The 20,036-nt window shown below is 40.5% G+C and carries 14 protein-coding genes, 1 tRNA gene and 1 pseudogene; 12 read left to right on the top strand and 4 right to left on the bottom strand.

Annotated elements, in window-relative coordinates:
* The first annotated feature begins 12 nt into the window (after positions 1-12).
* The 5 genes from HW278_RS07920 to sufD all read left to right on the top strand — a co-directional run bounded on the left by HW278_RS07920 (position 13) and on the right by sufD (position 4,534).
* Entirely contained in the window at positions 13-798 is a 786-nt protein-coding gene (locus HW278_RS07920) for an SDR family NAD(P)-dependent oxidoreductase (protein WP_048746525.1), read from the top strand.
* A gap of 56 nt (positions 799-854) precedes the next feature.
* Positions 855-1,271: an EamA family transporter gene (locus HW278_RS07925; RefSeq protein WP_178977472.1), complete on the top strand. Its 417-nt coding sequence runs from the start codon at positions 855-857 to the stop codon at positions 1,269-1,271.
* 215 nt (positions 1,272-1,486) lie between these two features.
* Entirely contained in the window at positions 1,487-2,422 is a 936-nt protein-coding gene (locus tag HW278_RS07930) for a hypothetical protein (protein WP_048746520.1), read from the top strand.
* 57 nt (positions 2,423-2,479) lie between these two features.
* A complete protein-coding gene (gene sufC / locus HW278_RS07935; protein WP_048746519.1) occupies positions 2,480-3,220 on the top strand; it encodes a Fe-S cluster assembly ATPase SufC in 741 nt (246 codons plus the stop codon).
* Between the two features lie 12 nt (positions 3,221-3,232).
* Positions 3,233-4,534, top strand: coding sequence for a Fe-S cluster assembly protein SufD (gene sufD / locus HW278_RS07940; protein WP_178977473.1), 1,302 nt, complete (start codon positions 3,233-3,235; stop codon positions 4,532-4,534).
* 79 nt (positions 4,535-4,613) lie between these two features.
* On the opposite strand, the gene purB is transcribed toward sufD, so the two are convergent.
* Genes purB through HW278_RS07960 form a run of 4 tightly spaced genes read right to left on the bottom strand, consistent with a single transcriptional unit; the run spans position 4,614 to position 9,389 of the window.
* Positions 4,614-5,945, bottom strand: coding sequence for an adenylosuccinate lyase (purB, locus tag HW278_RS07945; protein WP_178977474.1), 1,332 nt, complete (start codon positions 5,943-5,945; stop codon positions 4,614-4,616).
* A gap of 46 nt (positions 5,946-5,991) precedes the next feature.
* Positions 5,992-7,113, bottom strand: coding sequence for an ATP-binding protein (locus HW278_RS07950; protein ID WP_178977475.1), 1,122 nt, complete (start codon positions 7,111-7,113; stop codon positions 5,992-5,994).
* A 40-nt stretch (positions 7,114-7,153) separates the two neighbouring features.
* Entirely contained in the window at positions 7,154-7,525 is a 372-nt protein-coding gene (locus tag HW278_RS07955; RefSeq protein WP_053581514.1) for a hypothetical protein, read from the bottom strand.
* 1 nt (position 7,526) lies between these two features.
* On the bottom strand, positions 7,527-9,389 hold the full coding sequence (locus tag HW278_RS07960) for a M1 family metallopeptidase (RefSeq protein ID WP_178977476.1): 1,863 nt from the start codon (positions 9,387-9,389) through the stop codon (positions 7,527-7,529).
* A gap of 449 nt (positions 9,390-9,838) precedes the next feature.
* Between HW278_RS07960 and HW278_RS12605 the strand changes: the two are divergent.
* The 7 genes and pseudogenes from HW278_RS12605 to HW278_RS07990 all read left to right on the top strand — a co-directional run bounded on the left by HW278_RS12605 (position 9,839) and on the right by HW278_RS07990 (position 20,035).
* Positions 9,839-9,960, top strand: a pseudogene (locus HW278_RS12605) (phosphinothricin acetyltransferase).
* Positions 9,961-10,211: 251 nt separating this feature from the next.
* Positions 10,212-11,036, top strand: a complete 825-nt coding sequence (locus HW278_RS07965; protein WP_009410566.1) for a thymidylate synthase — start codon at positions 10,212-10,214, stop codon at positions 11,034-11,036.
* A 94-nt stretch (positions 11,037-11,130) separates the two neighbouring features.
* Positions 11,131-12,375 carry an alpha/beta hydrolase-fold protein gene (locus HW278_RS07970; protein WP_178977477.1) on the top strand — a complete coding sequence of 415 codons (1,245 nt, stop codon included), beginning with the start codon at positions 11,131-11,133 and terminating at the stop codon, positions 12,373-12,375.
* Positions 12,356-12,904 carry a dTDP-4-dehydrorhamnose 3,5-epimerase gene (gene rfbC / locus HW278_RS07975; RefSeq protein WP_009751598.1) on the top strand — a complete coding sequence of 183 codons (549 nt, stop codon included), beginning with the start codon at positions 12,356-12,358 and terminating at the stop codon, positions 12,902-12,904. The genes HW278_RS07970 and rfbC overlap by 20 nt, the downstream gene beginning before the upstream one ends.
* 177 nt (positions 12,905-13,081) lie before the next feature.
* Positions 13,082-13,157: transfer RNA gene (locus HW278_RS07980), tRNA-His, on the top strand.
* A 365-nt stretch (positions 13,158-13,522) separates the two neighbouring features.
* Positions 13,523-17,974: a hypothetical protein gene (locus tag HW278_RS07985; protein ID WP_178977478.1), complete on the top strand. Its 4,452-nt coding sequence runs from the start codon at positions 13,523-13,525 to the stop codon at positions 17,972-17,974.
* Between the two features lie 6 nt (positions 17,975-17,980).
* Positions 17,981-20,035 (top strand): fibronectin type III domain-containing protein, encoded by a 2,055-nt coding sequence (locus HW278_RS07990; RefSeq protein ID WP_178977479.1) that lies wholly within the window; start codon positions 17,981-17,983, stop codon positions 20,033-20,035.
* Position 20,036 lies beyond the last annotated feature (1 nt).

The following is a 20,036-nucleotide window of genomic DNA, read 5'->3' on the forward strand; positions in this document are numbered from 1 at the left end:
ATATCTAAACAAATGGAACTAAATCGTATCAAAGGAAAAATAGCTTTTATCTCGGGTGCAAGTAGCGGGATAGGTAAAGCAGTAGCCGAAAAGTTGGCACAAATGGGCGTTAATTTGATTCTCTGCGCTCGTCGGGCTGAGGTATTGGCAGAACTGAAAGCCCAACTCGAAAAAGAACACGCTGTGGAGGTTATAACCTTAGCTTTCGACGTGAGAAACTACCAAGAGGTTGCGAAAAATATCCAGTCCTTACCCGAAAAATGGCGACAAATAGATATACTCATCAACAATGCGGGTTTGGCAATAGGATTGCAACACCTCTATACTTACGCCATAGAAGATATAGACCAGATGATTGACACTAACATCAAAGGGTTTACCTATATTGCTAACAGTGTGATTCCGCTAATGATTGCCACCGACAAGGTAGGGACGATAGTGAACGTCGGGTCGGTAGCGGGTGAGATAGCTTACCCCAATGGCAGTATTTATTGCGCGACCAAGTTTGCCGTAAGAGCCCTCAGCGATGCGATGCGCATAGAGCTAATGGACAAGAAGCTGAAGGTAACGACTGTAAAACCAGGGTTGGTAGAGACCAATTTCAGCAAGGTGCGTTTCAAAGGCGATGAGCAGAAAGCCGAGAACGTGTATAAGGGTATCACGCCCCTATATGCCGAAGATATAGCCGACACTATCGCCTATATCGTCAATCTGCCAGATAAAGTTCAAATCACCGATATTACTGTTACCCCGCTCCACCAAACGGATGCCTTACATATTTATAAATTAGCAGATTAGATAATTTGCTAATTGCTAATTAGTAAATTATACTTACCTTTGTCACAAAATAACATATGATGTGGTTCGTTTTTGCACTACTTTCGGCTATCTTTGCTGCTCTTACCGCTATTCTTGCCAAAATAGGTATTGAGGGGGTCAATTCTAATGTAGCGACCGCTATCCGCACAGTGGTAGTTGTGTTGCTGGCGTGGGCAATGGTTTTTATCACCCAAAGTCAGCATAATATTGCCCAGATAAGCCAGCGCAGTTGGCTCTTTCTTATCCTCTCAGGAATTGCCACAGGGGCATCGTGGTTGTGCTATTACAAAGCCCTGCAAATGGGAGAAACTACCAAAGTTGTTTCGGTAGATAAACTAAGTATCGCCATCACCTTCGTTTTGGCTATTATCTTCCTACACGAGGACTTCACCCTTAAATCAGTGGTAGGTGTCTCACTCATTACCATAGGTACCTTGGTGATGATATGGTGAGAGTAGGAACGAAACACTTGCACTAGCAGGGCGGGCTAAATTTCCCCATAGAGAGGTTTTTAAAGAAATTAGGTTATTTACGATAGATAGGGTGTCTGTACCACATCTAAACCACGTATGTGGCACGAATATAAGGAGGAGATAGGAGAAATATTTTTTGTTCGTTACGCCAAAAAAGACTACCTTTGCTCCCTAATTTAATTAAAAAAACCGTTATGAGAAAGCTGTTAATTTTAGCAAGCCTTGCTCTCATTGGAGTTGCTTGCCACAAAAGTGATGATGACAATAACAATAATAACAATAAAAAAACTCCTGACCCGTGGGAAGAAAAGACATTATTGCCTACTAAGTACATCATAGAGCGTTCAAAGGATGATATCTCCGAAATGGTTTACACCATAGAGGACGGATTTATTAAGGAAGCAAGAGAGTTCAAAACTTATCGTTCAAAGCGAAAGGAAGTCAAACATTTGATTATTAAGCCTCTAAAGGGTAAGAAACTTCCTGCCAGGATAGATATTGATAAAGACGGTATAGCTCAAGGAGTTGTAGAATTTAGTTTCAATGACCAAGACCAAGTTACTGAAATTAGAAAAAGTAGAATAGGAAAGCATCCTATGTCTATTACTTTTGGCTACAAAGATGGAAAACTAAGTGAATTTTCTCCTTCAATCGTTTACAAAATTACCTACCCAGATGCCCATACTGTGGTGGCAACGAGTGCTTCTGGACACGACAGAAAAACCTATACTTTTAGTCCAGAAGGCAACTTGATAAAGAAAGTAAAAGATAAACTCAATGACGGAGGAGAAGTTTTTCTTAGAGAGACCTGTCTATATGAGTATGACCTGCAGAAGAAAAACCCCAAGAGAGACTTGCAAATACAACTTGTCACGTTAGCAAACACTCCTTTAGATAAGTACATCTTTTATGAGCTTTATGAAGCCACTAATAGCAAAAACCTTGTAGTAAAACAAACTAAACTAACCCAAGTACAAAAAGACCCTAACAACCCCAGCTTAGGACTTACTACAGGCACTCCATATTTAACTGAATATAAAAATGAAGCTAATAATCCGCAAGGTTACGCTACTAAAATTACCAAAGTGATGATGGGATATGATAGTACTATTGAAAAATATGAATACTAATACAAGCTGTATCATTGTTTATAGTTAGAAGAGAAGTATCACTAAACTCAATTAAGAATGTTAATAATAAAAAATCTCCACGCAGGTGTGGAAGGCAAGGAAATCCTCAAAGGGATTGACTTAGAAATAAAAGCAGGCGAAGTACACGCTATTATGGGACCTAATGGAGCGGGCAAATCTACCCTTTCGGCGGTGATTGCGGGTAACGAAAACTTTGAGGTAACAGAGGGTGATATCCTCCTCAATGGTGAAAGTCTGTTAGAAGATGCCCCCGAAGAGCGCGCACATAAAGGTATCTTTATGTCTTTCCAATACCCTGTAGAAATCCCTGGAATATCAGTAACCAACTTCATCAAAACCGCTATCAATGAGAGTCGGAAGGCACAAGGATTACCCGATATGCCTGCTGCTGAACTTCTCAAAAAAATACGCGAAAAAGCAGCCCTTCTAGAAATCAACCCTGACTTCCTTTCGCGTTCCCTCAACCAAGGTTTTTCGGGCGGTGAGAAGAAACGCAACGAAATCTTCCAAATGGCAATGCTCGAACCTAAAATTGCTATTTTAGACGAGACCGACTCTGGTCTTGATATCGACGCCCTACGCATTGTAGCCAATGGAGTGAATAAACTCAAAAACAAAAACAATGCGGTGCTTGTTATCACCCACTACCAACGCCTTTTAGACTACATCGTCCCCGATTACGTACACGTACTTTCCGACGGTAAAATCGTAAAAACAGGCGACAAAAACCTCGCCTTAGAATTGGAAGCAAAAGGTTATGATTGGCTCAAAGGATAAGCAAATTAGACTATGAATTTAAAAGACAAATGGGTAGCTACTTTTGAGCAGTTCCCACATAAAGGCGATATATTAAAAGACATTCGCAAAGAAGCCCTCAGTTTCTTTGCCGAAAAGGGTTTCCCACATAGGAAAGTAGAAGCGTGGAAATACACCTCTCTCTCTAACCTCCAAGCTACTGATTACAGCTTGTGGCAACCTATTCACAATAAAACAACCCTCTCCGCAGAAGTGCTATACGAACACTGGATTAAGGATTGTGATGTGCTCGTGTTTGTAAACGGCTATTACTGCCCAGAAATGTCGAGTAAAGAAATAGCAGGTGTTACCATTACGCCCCTATTAGAGGCGTTGCACAAAGGAGGAGAAGCGTTTATTAAAAAATACTTCAACGCCAATACCGAAAAAGGCGATGTATTTACCGCTCTCAATACCGCTTTTGCCTCAGAAGGGATTTATATAGAAGTACCCAAGGGAAAAGTGGTAAATAAACCCATACAGTTGCTGTATTTCAACGACAGAAAAGAAACCACTTGCTACCAACCGCGCAATATTATTGCAGTGGGAGAAAATGCACAGCTCAAAGTTATTGAAGTTCACCAAAACTTATCGGATACTGCTACGGCAATCCTTACCAATGTAGTAACCGAAGTGTTTGTAGCCAAAGAGGCTTTCCTCGATTATTACAAATTGCAAAACGATAGTCTTACCGCTTCCCTTATCGATAACACCTATATTTCGCAAGAGGCAAATAGCCACGCCAGCGTACATACCTTCTCGTTTGGTGGGACACTCACTCGCAACAACCTCAATTTCTATCACCAAGGCGAGTATTTAGAATCTACTCTCAAAGGGTTGAGCATTTTGCAAGGCACACAACATACCGACCATTATACGCTAGTGAACCACGCATATCCTAACTGTGAGAGTCATCAAGATTATAAGAGTATCGTAAGTGATGAAGCAACCAATGTGTTCAACGGTAAGATAATGGTAGAGCAAATTGCCCAGAAAACGAATGCTTATCAGCAGAACGACAATATCCTCCTCTCCGATAAGGCAACGGTATACACCAAGCCCCAACTCGAAATCTTCGCCGATGATGTGAAGTGCTCACACGGCTGTACCGTAGGCTCTCTCAGTGCAGACTCCTTATTCTATTTGCAAACACGTGGGATAGGCAAAAAAGAAGCCTCTGCCTTACTTACCTATGCTTTTGCAAATACCGTATTGGAGAGCGTAAGCATTCTAGCCCTTTCGGAGTATATCAATGCGATTATTGCTGAGAAATTAGGAGTAACCGTAGATTTTTAAGAGAAGAAGTATTTATAAAAAAGAAAAGCCTACTTGAAATTTCAAGTAGGCTTTTTTATTGGATATTGTGGCTGTTATTTTAAACTCCTGTGTAGTTCTCGGGGGTGATGACTTTTAGTTCTGCCTTTACATCTTCATTTACTTCCAAGGTATCGATAAAACTGCTAATAGTCTCGGCAGTGATAGCGGTATTGGTACGCGTGAGGGCTTTGAGGGCTTCATAGGGGTTAGGATAGCCTTCACGACGCAAAATCGTTTGGATAGCCTCGGCTACTACTGCCCAATGGTCTTGCAAGTCTTCACGGATTTTATCTTCATTTAAAAGGAGTTTATTGAGCCCTTTGAGGGTAGATTGCAAGGCTATGAGTATATGACCAAAAGGCACCCCTACATTGCGCAATACTGTACTATCGGTGAGGTCGCGTTGTAGACGGGAAATAGGTAATTTTGCCGATAAATGCTCTAAAAGAGCGTTGGCTATGCCTAAATTACCTTCGGAGTTTTCAAAATCAATAGGATTTACCTTATGAGGCATAGCCGAAGAGCCTACCTCGCCAGCTTTTATCTGTTGCTTGAAGTAATCCATAGAGATATATGTCCAAACATCGCGATTTAAATCGATGAGAATCGTATTGATGCGTTTGAGAGCATCGAAAAGCGATGCAAGATGGTCGTAATGCTCTATTTGGGTAGTGGGGAAAGAATGGTGTAAGCCTAATATTTCCTCTACAAAGCGAGTGCCGAAAGCCTTCCAATCGATATTAGGATAGGCTACTTTATGAGCGTTGTAGTTACCGGTAGCTCCCCCAAATTTGGCAGCATAAGGCACTGCTATAAGGGTTTGTAACTGCTGTTCCATACGAACGACAAACACCTCGAATTCCTTGCCTAAACGCGTAGGGGATGCCGGCTGACCGTGAGTGCGTGCTAGTAGAGGGACATCTTTCCATTGGGTTACTAAACTTCTCAGTTTGCTGAGCAATTGCTCCAAGGCAGGCAAATACACTTGTTGTACAGCTTCCTTGATGCTAAGCGGAATAGCGGTATTGTTGATATCCTGAGAGGTGAGACCAAAGTGGATAAACTCCTTGTATTTTCCTAATTGCAGTTTATCAAAAGCCTCTTTAATGAAATATTCAACCGCTTTTACATCGTGATTGGTAGTTTGCTCTATTTCTTTTACTTTCAAAGCTTCTTTTTCTGAGAATTTTTGATAGAGTCTTCTAAGGTCGGTGTATTTTCCCTTAGGAAAATTGGCGAGTTGAGACAAGGGGAGTTCGCATAGAGCGATAAAGTACTCTACTTCCACTTGCACACGATAACGAATGAGTGCCATTTCGGAGAAGAAAGGCACAAGGGAGGTCGTTTTATCGGCATAACGACCATCGATGGGGGAAATTGCGGTTAACATAATTTCAAATTGGAAAATTAGCAGATTAGAAAATTAGGAAATTGTCTCATTGCTTAGTGTGTAACAATCTTGTGAGTTTGATAGCTAAATCGGTGAAAATAACTTTGCCATTGCCATTGCGCTCTACGTGTAACTGGGCTTCTTCGAGGAGGTTGTGTATTGCCTCGATATTACCACCGTGAATAAAAGGGGCAAATTTGGCAAGTTGAAAAGTAGGGTCGGCAAATTGAATATATACCAAACCAGAGGCGCTATAGTTCAGTAGGAACGCCTGACGGAATACCTCAGCGCAGTACTGCAAAAACTGTTTTTGCGCCTCCCGCCCTACGGTATTGATTTCGTCACTCCACTGCAAGAGTCCTTGTATAGAGGCTTTGTTACCACGCGCGCGGTAGGCTGTGCGCACCCACGCAATAAACCAACGCTCAAAAATGGCTTCTTCGCTTTCTTTGTTGTTCATCAGTTGGAGGGCTTTGTTGAAATTTCCTTGAGCGCGTAGAGCTATTTTGGTTGCTTCGGCATCAGCTAAACCACGTTCTACGAGGGCTTCTTTAATAGCATTCTCACTTAAGGGCGGAAAACGCAGGATTTGGCAACGTGATTTGATAGTGTCTAATAGGGCATTTTCATCTTCTACCACCAAGAGAAAGACTGTTTTATCGGCAGGTTCTTCGAGGAGTTTGAGGAGCTTGTTAGAGGCTTCGGGATTCATCTTCTCTGCCATCCAGATAATCATTACCTTATAACCACCCTCAAATGATTTCAGTGCTAACTTATTGGTAATCTCTTTAGCCTCATTTACCCCTATGTTGGCTTGTTTCTTCTCTATACCTAAGAACACGAGCCAATCAAAAAGGGAACCATAAGGCTGTTCTTTTACAAAAGCGCGCCATTCGTCCATAAAGAGAGCACTAATAGGGTCTTTTTTCACCTTGTCATTAATAGCTGTGGGGAAAGCAAAATGAAGGTCGGGGTGAGCGAGTTGGGCGCATTGAGCCTTTGCCTTGGGGTTATCGTGCGAAAGAATGAGAGTTGCGTAGGCGATTGCCATTGGCAGAGCGCCTTGTCCTTCGCCTGCCACAAATAATTGAGCGTGTGGAATGCGACCTGCTTCCACACTGGCTTGCAAATAGTTCTTTATTGTATCGTATCCTAAAATATTGTCCATTGTTTAGGTGTTAGATGTTAGGAGTTAGTATATACTGATTTTAATAAAACAAAGGTAATAAAAATAATACTGTTCCTAACAAAAATAGTACTGCCAAAAAGTGAATTACAAAACTATTTTTCCTCAAAAATATATATTGTTGTACCAAACGTATTGCCCAGAACAACGAGTTGCCAAGTAAGAAAACCTTACCTAAATCAGTAGTGAGAAGTTCGTTAGTAAAACAAAAACAAACTATTGCTACTGCTACAAAATAATAAACTATTTGTATATTGAGAATTTGGATAATTCCGCGATTGGCAAAACTGAGTTTATGTACCTCTTCCTTCCATTTAAAAAGTCTCCAAAACAACAAATGGAAGAGGGCAAAGAGCAAATTATAAAATCCTAAAAAGATAATAACAGTATACATTCTATTTCTTATAAATATTATTCTCTCTGTTGATATCTACACTTCTGTTATTAGGGTCTAATACTATACTCTGGATATTGTTCAATGGCATATCGAGTTCAAAAGTGTAGGTAAGGTTACCCCAACCCCAAGCAGGAACTACCGTACGGGGATAATTAGGGTAAGTGTTTGGTTTTTCGCCGTAAGTCATTCGCAAGGGCACATATACGTATTGGGTTTTACCAGCTTTATCGGTTACAAAAAGGTCGATAGAAAGAGGCAGGCGTTCTAAGCGTTTGAGGGTAATTGCCGTTTTATTTCCTTTGGCTTCTACCTTGTCGATAGCGTAATCGGCTACGTGGTCAGTTTCCATAAACTCATTGAGGAACCATTGCAATTGCATTCCTGATACTTTTTCGGCTATGCGAATAAAATCATTGGGGGTTGGATTCTTGAAAGCATATTCTCGGTAGTAGCGTTTGAGAGTTTTCATCAGTGCTTCGTTACCCATTAGATAATCTAACTGAGTGAGGAAGAGTTGTCCTTTGTAGTAAGCGGCAATACTATAAGCGTAGTTCGTCGCATAACGGTCGGAATGAGTGATGGTAGGTTCTTGTAACCCCGATTTTACTAAGTTTAGGTAGCCATTGTACGCTTTATTAAAGGGATAGTTGGTTGCAGGAATGAGGTGCAACACTTGTTGTTCGGCAAGTGTTTGGATATAGGAGGTAAACCCTTCGTCCATCCACGGATAAGCTGCCTCATCGGTAGCTAAGAGGTGTTGAAACCAAGCGTGAGCCAGTTCGTGGGTGGCGGTGCCTACTAAACTCTCGTATTTCTTACCGCCTTCCATAAGGGTACACATTGCATACTCCATACCACCATCGCCTCCTTGAATGAAAGAGTATTGAGCCCAAGGATATTTGCCTATAAGTGTATTGAAATAATCGAATACTTTGAGCATATCGGGCTGGATACGCTTCCAATTCTCTGGATATTTTTTATAAAAGAAATGTATGGTTTTACCGTCGGTGAGAGTGTGCTTATCGTGAGTAAACTGAGGGTCGGCAGCCCAAGTGAAATCGTGTACACGTTCGGCTACAAAGTGCCACGTTTTGGTTTTAGCTTTGGTTTGGGGTATTTTTACGCCCTTATCTTCATAACCACAGCCCATTTCGTTAGGATTTTGCAATACGCCTGAACCTGCTACCACATAGGTTTTGTCGAGGGTGATTTTTACATCGAAGTTACCCCAAACGCCGTAGAACTCACGACCTAAGTATTCGGTAGTATGCCAACCTTGATGGTCGTAAGCTACCATTTTAGGGTACCATTGTGCCATTGAAAGCGCTACACCATCGGGGCTATTACGACCTGCACGACGTATCATTACGGGCACTTGACCTTCAAAGGTCATATCGAGTACTGTTTTGCTGTGAGGTAGAATAGGGGTGGGGAGGGTTACTTTTAGGATTGTACTTTCGTGAGAGAAGGTAGCTTTTTGTCCGTCCTGGCTCATACCCGTAATGCGCAATAGTCCGATTTCAGAAGGTGAGAGTTTGGCTATACGACTCTCGTAAATGGGGTTTTTATCGGTGCCGAGATTGTTAGTCATACGTCTATCGGGGTCGGGGATGGATTGCAATTTGCTATCCATTTCGCTATTTGGCTGAAAAGCGTTGAAATAGAGGTGGTAGAATACTACGCGTAGGGTATCGGGAGAGTTATTGGTATACGTGAGTTTTTGGGTGCCTTTATACTGAAAGTTTTTCACGTCCATCGTTACGTTCATTTGGTAATCAGCTTGTTGTTGCCAAGGGTTATCTTGGGCTATTGCATTCAGCATAAAAGCGAAAACAGAGAGTGCTAAGAGTATTTTTCTCATTATTATATTCTATTGATAGTTATTGAAAGTGCAAAGGTACGAAGTAATTGGCAAATTAACAAGTTGTAGCACGACGGGCGGGTGGAAAATTAGGGAATGAGGTGCGAGCCGCACAGGCAGTCGTAGCACGACAGGCTATTAACTTTGACAAAGTTTGAGATGAAAAAGCGATGTGTTGATACTGTTAGGAGTATTCGGAAGATATCGGAGGTTTTCGGAAGATAGCTGAGAGAAGTTTTGGTGAAAAAAGGCTGTGAGGAGGGTGAGGTTAGCTTATAGAGAGCTTATAGGAAGCTTATACGAATCTTGGACGATTGGTATAGGAAGGGTATATAAGTGATTGACTCATAATATAATACAGCAATACAAAAAATGTTAAAAACGGGGTTTCGAGGCGAAAGAAAGAGGAAGAAGTGATAGGCCTTAGGCCATAGGCACTAGGGAATAACATCCCCCGAACCCCCGAAGGGGGACAAGCTGGGAAAGGTGACAAACCTCCTCTTTACACATACTCCACTATAGCGGTGCACATACCCAGCTATTGCTGGCTATTTTCAAAGGGGGAATGTAGTGACGGGAAAGAGAATTAGAAAATTAGAGAATTTGGAAATTAGTAAATTTGTGGGAGGAGTTTAGTGGGAGTGTGGGGGCGGAAAGATGAAGCGCAGTGATATACAGAACAAAGATAAGGAAAAGGTAAGGTATATAAAAAATTGGAAATAAGTGGGTTGATAGAATGAGAGGGGTTAGGGTATTGGTATTTTTTATTATTGTTGTATCTTTGCACCGATTTAACTTCTTAGGTTTAACACTTAACTAAAAATGCAAACATATCACGACCTCTTGCGCCATATCCTCGATAATGGCTATTCTAAAGATGACCGTACCGGCACGGGAACGACTAGTGTATTTGGTTACCAAATGCGCTTTGACCTCAATAAGGGTTTTCCGCTGGTAACGACTAAAAAGATACACTTAAAATCGGTTATCTATGAATTACTTTGGTTTTTAAAAGGAGATACAAATATTAAATATCTCACTGACCACGGGGTGCGCATTTGGAACGAATGGGCAGATGAGAACGGCGACCTCGGTCCTGTTTATGGAGCGCAATGGCGCCACTGGAATGGCGAGGCGATTGACCAGATAAAAACGGTGGTAGAGACTCTTAAACAAAATCCTGAAAGCCGACGGATTATCGTTTCGGCTTGGAATCCGTCGGTATTGCCTGATACAGGAAAATCGTTTGCGGAGAACGTAGCCAATGGTAAAGCGGCATTGCCTCCTTGTCACGCACTGTTTCAGTTTTACGTAGCCGATGGGAAATTGTCTTGTCAGTTATACCAACGCAGTGCCGATGTGTTTTTAGGGGTGCCTTTTAACATTGCTTCATATGCGTTACTTACGATGATGCTTGCGCAAGTATGCGATTTGCAATTAGGAGATTTTGTGCATACTTTTGGTGATGTGCACATCTATAACAATCATCGTGAGCAGGTAGCTTTACAGCTCAGCAGGACGCCACGCCCTTTGCCTACGATGCACTTGAATCGGGCAGTGAAGGATTTGTTTGCCTTTGATTATGATGATTTTCGTTTAGAAGGCTATGACCCTTACCCTACGATTAAAGCGCAGGTATCGGTATAAAGTTAAAATTTCGTTAAAAAATGCTTAAAATTTTGCTATATGGAGCTTTTTTGTTTCATTTGTGCGTTTAAAATAAAGTAAATACTATAAAAAAATGAAGAAATTTCTTACAATCGTTATCGCTTTGGTAACCTTACAAAGTGCGTTTTCACAGGTTATTTCGGAGACTTTTTCGTCAGGGAGACTCAATAGAAAACAGAAGATAGGTATCTACAAGCCTGAAAAGTACACGGATAGACAGGCATATCCGCTGATAGTAGTGCTCAATGCCGAAACACTGATGGAGCCTGTTGTTTCGATGGTGCGTTATTACGAACAGTTTGGTGAAATGCCTAAGTGTATAGTGGTGGGTGTGTATGAACCCAAACAAGAAGATGTAACGGTGGTAGAAGAGGTGGGTCGCCCTATTAATGAGTCGGCTCGTTTCTTTGAGTTTGTATCGGCAGAATTAGTGCCTTACATACAAGGGAAATACCCGATAGCTGACCTAAAAGGGGTTATTGCTTCGGAAGAGGCGGGTTTTTTGGCGAATTACTATATGCTTGCCGAGAAGAAACCTACTTTTAATATGATAGTAAGCCTTAATCCAGTGGCTCTTCCACGTATGGGAGAAGAGTTTTCGCACGCTTTGGCAGCGGGAGTGCCTAACCATTTATTTTACTATATGGCTACTGCCGATGTGGAAAACAAAGTGGTGTACGACAAGGCAATTCAGTTTGAAAGAGCGATGCGCTCGGCGCCCGTGCACGAATCGGTAGAATATCACTTTGTTGATTTTAAAGGAAGCTCAGTAAACGCTGCTAAATTGCAAGGGATAGCACAGGCACTTGATATGTGTTTTGACATTTATAAACCCATAGGAGGCAAGGAGTTTAAGACCCAAATGGAGACTCTTGAAACGGGGATTTATGAATATTTGGAGAACAAATATAACACTATTTATAAACAGTTAGGCGTAAAGAAAGTGCCTATACTAAACGATGTGATGGCTACTTATACAGCTATTAATTCGTCGCAAGACTGGGAATCGCTTAAGAAATTAGCGAAATACGTAGAGAGCAATGGCTACCTAAAAACAGCGATGCCCAACTTCTTTTTAGCTGAATATTACGAAAAGATGGGCGATGATAAAAAGGCACTGAAAACCTATCAGAAAGCGTATACTGAGCCTAATATAGATTTCATCACAGGAGACTTGATAAATGAACGTATCACGCATTTGCAAGCCACTAAACGCAAGAGTAAACGCACAAAAGTAATAGAACCCATAGAACCAGCAGAAGAGGTAACACCTGCACAAGAAGAACAAAATCCTGCCGATGAAAGTAATCAGAACTAAGATAGAAGGCGTGGTGATTATTGAGCCACAGGTGTTTTTTGACGGAAGAGGTTACTTTTTTGAGTCGTTTTCGCAACAGCGATTTAATGAGTTAGTAAGCCCCACTGTATTTGTACAAGACAACGAATCGCAATCGACCTATGGGGTATTGCGCGGATTACACTTTCAGAAACCACCTTTTGCACAGGCTAAATTGGTGAGAGTGGTAAAAGGAGAAGTACTTGATGTAGCAGTGGATTTGCGAGAAGACTCACCTACCTTTGGGCAGTATGAGTCTGTGATACTAAACGAAGAAAACAAGCGCCAGTTTTTTATCCCGAGAGGTTTTGCTCACGGTTTTGCTGTATTGAGCGAAGAAGCTATTTTTCAATACAAATGCGACAATTACTACGCTCCCGAGAGTGAGGGTAGTGTGCGCTGGGACGACCCTACCATAGGTATTGATTGGCGACTACCAGCTGAGGTGATACAACTTTCGGAGAAAGACAAGAAAGCGCCATTACTGGTAGAGGCAAAAGGTAAAAGATAAAAGGTAAAGCCAGTGAGGGCTCGTAACAGGGTATGTGAGTGAAAGGTGAAAAGAGATTGAAAATCAAAGAGCTAAATGTTCCTAACACTTAACATTTAACACTTAGCTAAAAAATAGTTGTCTAAATATTTGGTAGATTGGGAAAAAGGAGTTACTTTTGCAACCGAAAATACAGACGGTGGTCTTAGCTCAGTTGGTTAGAGCGTCGGATTGTGGTTCCGAAGGTCGTGGGTTCGAGCCCCATATTCCACCCTATTAATAAAAAAGCGCCTTTTAAGGTGCTTTTTTTATGCTCATACGTTATGGCTTATACAAAGCTAGTATATTTCTGAAAAACGACTTTTAGCTTTTTATTAATTAGCGTAAGTTCGACGTAAGGAAAGAGTAGCTTACGCTACAGAAATTTTACAAATCTTCACAAATCAAACAAATAGGAGACAAGCTACCTGAAAGTTTCGCACAGATTACAATGTAAACACAACTATTATAAATCAGTATTATATATCGAACTGAGGTTAAAATAAACCTCTATTTACTGATGGATATAAGAGTATTTTTGCTTTTGATATAAATAAAGTTGCTAATTCGAAAATAATATTTTACTTTTGTAGCTTTAAAATGACTATTGCTATGAAGATAAGAAGCATTTATTTACTACTTTTGCTATTGTGCTATGTTGGTTTAAGGGCACAAGAGCAAGAAAATTTCACTTCATTAGAAAATAAGACCCATTGGGTAAACCAAATCCAAGATATTACAGAACTTCCTGTGGGAATTAGGGAAAATAAGAATGGGGTAGAGTATGCAATGATGGTTACCAAAGCTACTTTTTCTCCTAACGAAACGAGGGTAAATATTTACGCTCGTATTACTTTTCCTGATACCCAAAATCCTTCAGGCAAACGCGAACTGTACTTTGGAGCTACCGAAATTCCTTTTTCGTATGAAGGTCAGTTAGTAGGCGACGTACACTTGTCGTTATTGGGTGATGTAACCCTTAGCAATACTAAAAACTGGTCGTTCTTACTCAAAGGAGGTAGAAATGTAAAAGGGGAAACGGTAGGCGACCAAACATACGTGGAGGTAGATTGTAACGGATTGAAAAAAATTGCTTTAAGAGGGATAATACGCATCTCTAATGAACTTATAGTACCAGTTGACAATAAGTTACAACCTATAGCCAATGGCTATGTAGAAAGCGAGGTAGCTATAGAAGCTGAAGATTTTAACAACTTGTTAGTAGAGCTTAAACTACCTGCTTTTGCCCTCACTCGACAAATACAAAACAAAGACAAAGGAGCTTTTATCTTTCACCCTGAGCGAATGGTCTTGGATATGAGTGATACTAGTAATGCTCCAGCAATGGTATTCCCTCAAGGATATGATGAGTATTTAGTAGCAGGACAAGAGAGTTGGCGAGGTTTTTATATACAAGAACTCACGGTTACCTTGCCTGAAGAGTTTAAAAAAACGGAGGGGAGAGTAAGTTTAAAGGCGACTAACTTCCTTTTGGACGCTTATGGTTTTTCGGGGAGCTTATCGGCAGACAATATCATTAGCTTTAAAGAAGGGCGTACGTCAGAGGATAAAAAGAAAGGTTGGAAATATGCCATACACCATATACAAGCCGATTTTGTAGCTTCTAAACTCAAAGGAGGGGCTCTCTCAGGGGCTTTTAGGATTCCGATAGAGAAAGACGATTCACGCGGGATTCATTTTGACGGTAGTTTTTCTGAAGATAACTATATGCTTCGCGTTTCGTCGTTGGACTCTATTTCCTTTGATATGTGGAAAGCAAAGGCTGTAATTCTCCCTTCTTCTTATGTTGAATTGCAAGTAAAAAATAAAGAATTTCTTCCTAAAGTAGTACTTGATGGCTCGATGGTTTTAGAAGCTCCTAAGAGCGATAAAAACCTTTACAGGTTAGAAGGTATTAACTTCCAAAAATTCACCTTACAAACACAAGCACCTTACATATCAGCTGAGTATTTTGGCTGTGAAGGAGAGCAGAAAATAGCAGGTTTCCCTGTGAGTATCAAAGATGTAAGTGTAGCTTTCAGAGAAGAACGAGCCCAATTACATTTCGGTATACGGGTGGGCTTACAAAAAGATAAGTTTTCAGCCGAAGGTGATTTTAATATCTACGCTAAAAATACCGATGAACACTGGAGTTACGACAAATTTGAAATCAACCGACTCAAATTGGAGGATGTAGATATAGTAGTAGCTAAAGTGAGTGGAGAGTTAAACCTAATGAAGAACGACCCAGTGTACGGCAATGGATTTAAGGCAAAACTTTCAACCAAGATTACATCTTTAGATGTAGATGTTAATGCTAACGCTGTATTTGGTAGTAAAGACTTCCGCTATTGGGGCTTTGAAGCTATGGTAGATGGACTAAATATCAACACCCAATACGTAAAAATAACAGGATTTGTAGGAGGAGCGTATTACCAAATGCGCCCTTTGGGGAATCCTAAAGATAAAGAGGCATTAGAAGCCTTTTCGTTAGTTCCCGATGAAAAGATAGGGTTAGGACTCAAAGCAGGAGTATTAGGAGCTTTTCAGGACAAAAGAGTGATTTCCTTTATAGCCTTATTAGACATTCAAACCTATAAAGGAGGAGGTCTCTCAAAAATTGGTTTTTATGGTAATGCTGCCGTAATGTATGCTTTGCAAGATAAGCTATCCAATCCGTTTGCTACTGTACAAAAAGGCTTTGCTGACAATGTGCAGAAAGTGGTAAAAATGGAAGAGTTGGCTAAAAATGAGAAATACAAATATTTAGACAACTCAGGGAAAGCAGATATCCCTGATGATTTCACCATAGATGAAAGCAATGAAAGCAAAAAAGCACCTATCTTTGCACAGCTAAATGTGAGTTACGACTTTGCCCAAAAAGCCTATCACTCTAATATGGAAGTATACGTGAATGTAGCAGGTGGAGTAATACGAGGGACTGGCAATAGTGGCTTAGCAGGACGTGCGGTATTGCATATAGACCCACAAGATTGGTACTACCACTTAGGAACAACCCGTGAGATGATGGGATTACAAGTGGGCTTTGGTGATTTCCTAAATATCAAAGCGCAAACCTACTTTATGGTGGGTACTAAAATAGGCGAAGCACCTCAGCCTCCTGCGAAGGTAGCCGAAATACTAAAACTCAATCCTGACGAGATCGGTTATATGAAGAGTCTTAACCAGATAAAAGAAGGCAAAGGGTTTGCTTTTGGAGCGCATTTGAACTTCGATACTAAATTTGATGTAGGTTTCCTCTACGCAAGTTTCGCCGCTGGCTTTGGTTCAGACTTAATGTTAAAGAATTACGGCAATGCCCATTGTAAGGGCAGAAGCGGAGAACTGGGTATCAATGGATGGTATGCTAACGGACAAACGTATGTATATCTGCAAGGAGAGTTAGGCATTAAAATAAAACTGTTCTTCATTCGCAAACGCATCCCAATACTCAGCGCAGGGGTAGCGGCTTTACTACAAGGGTCGGGACCTAATCCTTTCTGGGCACGCGGTTATTTAGGAGGCTACTACAACGTACTAGGAGGATTAGTAAAAGGGCGCTTCCGTTTAAAAATGGAATTTGGAGAACAATGTGAATTGGCAAGCGATCAAGTGTTAGGAGGTATGAAAATTATCTCAGACGTATCCCCTTCTGACCGTAGTGAAGGGGTAGATGTCTTCCTCTCTCCTCAAGCTACTTTCAACTTAGAGTTAGAGAAACCTATTGTAATTCCCGAAGACGACCGCGACCATACGTATATCGTGAACTTAGAAAAATTTGAAGTACTCGATGCGCAAGGAAATACCATAGAAGGAAAACTAACTTATGGAAAGAGTCAGGATGAACTCAACTTCACCCCAAGAGAGGTGCTTCCTTCTCATCAAAAACTAAAAGCAGTAGTAAGTGTAAGCTTTAAAGAACTTAAAGGAGGAAGTTACCATACTGTGATGGTAGATGGTAAAAAAGCCGTAGAAACTGAAGAGCGAACCTTTACTACAGGCGAAGCACCTGAGTATATCCCTAATAAGAATATAAAATACGCTTATCCTGTGTTAGACCAAAAGAATTATTTCATAGGAGAAAGTAATGAAGGCTTTGTGCAGTTAAAACAAGGACAGTCTTATTTGTTTGAGGATGCGCATTGGAATACCCGCTTGTTTATAGAGCCCGAAGGAGGAGGAAAAACTCTTGAGCTCAACCCGACTTACTTAAAAGCAGAGAATAAAGTTTCCTTTACAATGCCTAAACTCTCGAAAGCTACTAAATATGGGCTTTCTATTGTGAGCTATAGTAAGCAAGGGGCAAAAGTAAGTGCCACAGGTAAAACACAGCAGAAGAAAAATAACATTAAAGTTTCAGAAGGTGATTTTGACAAAGGAGAAGATGAAACTTCTTACACCTTTGAAAACAAGAAAGCACAAGCCAATGTGGATAGAGGAGGCTTTGAACGTTTGTCGTACCAATTTAACACTAGTAAATACGAGCGTCTGAGCGACAAGATGAAGAAGTTCAAAATTGAGCACTTATGGATAAAATACAACTCGGCAGTTGCCTTGCTACAGAACGATATGAATACTGATGAACCTTTTGAAGAAGCTGAACTCATAGGAACTACTTATTCAGGAATTCCTCTCATAAAAGCTGAAGCCGTATTAGATGATAAGTTTGACGCTTTATTTACTAAATATCTATATAGTAATTCTCAAGGGCAAACGTGGTTCAGCAGAGACAATGATGCTGTAGGCTATCCTCCAAAAGAGGCTATCACTGTTTTTTCGTTTTATCCTGAGGAACTGAAATGGAGTAGTTACGATGTAAAACGGGTATTCCCTTATCGATATGATGTGTTTATGTATTATCAAAGAGACTGGGATGCCCAACATTATTACTTTGCTAATCATTTAAATGAACTGGCTAAAAATCCTTTGTATAATGAGTTTATGGAGCTCTATTTTCCTGTGCTTCCTACTAAGAACTACAAAGCAGTGTTAAAATACCGATTGCCTGACGGGAAGATTACTTCCGAAACACCTTACAAATATAAGTTTTAAGAGAAAATGAAACGAGTTTTATTTATAGTTATATATAGCATTACTTTTCTTGCCTTTTCACAAGAAAATCCTTCTTTGCAAATGAGTAAGGAGGTACGAAAAAACAGCATTGCCTTACGTTGGGCAGTAGATGCTCCTGTAGCGTGGCAGAAAGCCAATAATATAGGTTTTCAGTTAGAACGGACTACATATCTTCGCAATGGTAAAGTGCTCGCTACCCCCGAAACCAAAGTGTTAGGCACCTTCAAAACCCCTCCGTTAGAAAAGTGGCAAGAATGGGTAGAAAAGAACGATAATGCAGCTATTGTAGCACAAGCTATCTATGGAGAAACCTTTGAAACGGAAATTTCTAATAACCAAAACCCCATAGAAGGCATTGCTAATAAAGCGCGCGAAATAGATGACCGTTTTTCTTTTGCTCTAATGGCAGCCGATTTAGACTTCTCGGTAGCTTGCTTTGCAGGGTGGGGATATGTAGACAACGAAGTATTACCCAATGAAAATTATCTTTATAAAGTAAAACTATTACCTAATGATAAGCTTAGCGTAAAAGAAGGAGGGGTAGTAGCAGGGCTCAAAGATTTTCAAGAATTACCAGCTCCTTTCGGTTTTAGAGGACATTTTGAAGATAGGAAAGTAACCCTCACGTGGGACTATCAAACCCTTAGCCAACTCTATAGTTATTACTTTATTGAAAAGGCTGAAGGCGACGCTCCTTTTGCTCCAATAACTGAACACCCCGTGGTGAATATGAATCAGAATAGTCGTTCCTCAGCGATGATTTATGTAGATTCATTAGCTCAGAATGATAAGGAGTACCGCTATCGCCTAAAAGGAAAAACAATCTTTGGAACTTATAGTCCGTATTCTCAAGAGATAAAAGGCAAGGGTATTAAGGCTATTACGCAAATAGCACAACTCACTGAGGTAGTTCCTATAGATGAAAAACAATACCGATTACGTTGGGATTTCTCTAAAGAAAACGAGAATGAGATTACACACTTTTCTCTCTTGCATTCGCCTGACGACAAGGCTTATAAAGAGATAAAAACTCCTATTGCTGTAAGTGATAGACAAATACTTATAACCCCTACAATGCCCTCTAATTACTACAAAGTGCGCACATATGGTAAAAATGGTACTACTTTCGATTCATTCGCGATGTTAGTACAGCCCGATGACGAAACCCCTCCTGAAAGGGTACAACAATTCACTGGGACTATAGATACTTTAGGGGTCGTAACTTTGCAATGGAAAGCCAATACCGATGCTGACCTAATGGGCTACTATGTTTTTAGAGGTAACCAAAAAGGTGAAGAGATGATGCGTATCACGGGCTCTCATATCACCGATACCTCCCTAAAAGATACCGTAGTACTCAAAAGTTTGAACGCTAAAGTGTATTATTGGGTAACTGCCATCGATTTTCGTAAGAATGAGTCTACTCCCTCCGTATTGTTGGAACTCACCAAACCCGATAAAGTTCCTCCTACCACCCCTATTTTCACTGAGTATACTGATGACAAAAGTGGGTGGAAACTTACTTGGCGTAAGAGCTTTAGTGACGATGTAACCCAATATTTGCTCTACCGAAGAGAAAAAGGAGCTACCGATTGGAAACTCATTCACTCTGAAAATAATAGTAAAAAAGAATCCTATACTTATACTGTTCCTCCTAATGTATCAGGGGTATATGAGTATAGCGTACGTGCAAAAGACCATAGCAATAATTTTTCCGACTACTCTCCTATAATACAAATCAATCACAAACCTAAAACTGATGATAGGGTATTACGAAGACTTCAAAGTCGTGTTAAAAAAGGGAAAGTTACTTTGCAGTGGTTACCTATAAAAGATGGCTTTAATGAAATGATAATTTACAAGGCTATCAATGGAGATAAACCTATGTTGTGGCGCAGTTTTACTACGCCTGTTACCTCGGTTGAAGATACCGACATACAACCTGATAACACTTATCTCTATCTTTTTAAAGTCATTTTAAAAGATAATTCACCTACCCCTACTGAAAAAATAGAAGTCAAAACAATTAATAATCCATAAT

It is taken from the genome of Capnocytophaga sp. oral taxon 902 (assembly GCF_013394735.1).
Taxonomy (GTDB): Bacteria; Bacteroidota; Bacteroidia; order Flavobacteriales; family Flavobacteriaceae; genus Capnocytophaga; species Capnocytophaga ochracea.

What these genes read in the sequence shown, in the direction of transcription:
- HW278_RS07930 (WP_048746520.1), top strand. Translation starts at nt 1,487, where the DNA reads ATGAGAAAGCTGTTAATTTTAGCAAGCCTTGCTCTCATTGGAGTTGCT.
- HW278_RS07920 (WP_048746525.1), top strand. Translation starts at nt 13, where the DNA reads ATGGAACTAAATCGTATCAAAGGAAAAATAGCTTTTATCTCGGGTGCA.
- HW278_RS07970 (WP_178977477.1), top strand. Translation starts at nt 11,131, where the DNA reads ATGAAGAAATTTCTTACAATCGTTATCGCTTTGGTAACCTTACAAAGT.
- HW278_RS07965 (WP_009410566.1), top strand. Translation starts at nt 10,212, where the DNA reads ATGCAAACATATCACGACCTCTTGCGCCATATCCTCGATAATGGCTAT.
- HW278_RS07960 (WP_178977476.1), bottom strand. Translation starts at nt 9,389, where the DNA reads ATGAGAAAAATACTCTTAGCACTCTCTGTTTTCGCTTTTATGCTGAAT.
- purB (WP_178977474.1), bottom strand. Translation starts at nt 5,945, where the DNA reads ATGTTAACCGCAATTTCCCCCATCGATGGTCGTTATGCCGATAAAACG.
- HW278_RS07925 (WP_178977472.1), top strand. Translation starts at nt 855, where the DNA reads ATGATGTGGTTCGTTTTTGCACTACTTTCGGCTATCTTTGCTGCTCTT.
- HW278_RS07950 (WP_178977475.1), bottom strand. Translation starts at nt 7,113, where the DNA reads ATGGACAATATTTTAGGATACGATACAATAAAGAACTATTTGCAAGCC.
- HW278_RS07955 (WP_053581514.1), bottom strand. Translation starts at nt 7,525, where the DNA reads ATGTATACTGTTATTATCTTTTTAGGATTTTATAATTTGCTCTTTGCC.
- HW278_RS07985 (WP_178977478.1), top strand. Translation starts at nt 13,523, where the DNA reads ATGACTATTGCTATGAAGATAAGAAGCATTTATTTACTACTTTTGCTA.
- sufC (WP_048746519.1), top strand. Translation starts at nt 2,480, where the DNA reads ATGTTAATAATAAAAAATCTCCACGCAGGTGTGGAAGGCAAGGAAATC.
- HW278_RS07990 (WP_178977479.1), top strand. Translation starts at nt 17,981, where the DNA reads ATGAAACGAGTTTTATTTATAGTTATATATAGCATTACTTTTCTTGCC.
- sufD (WP_178977473.1), top strand. Translation starts at nt 3,233, where the DNA reads ATGAATTTAAAAGACAAATGGGTAGCTACTTTTGAGCAGTTCCCACAT.
- rfbC (WP_009751598.1), top strand. Translation starts at nt 12,356, where the DNA reads ATGAAAGTAATCAGAACTAAGATAGAAGGCGTGGTGATTATTGAGCCA.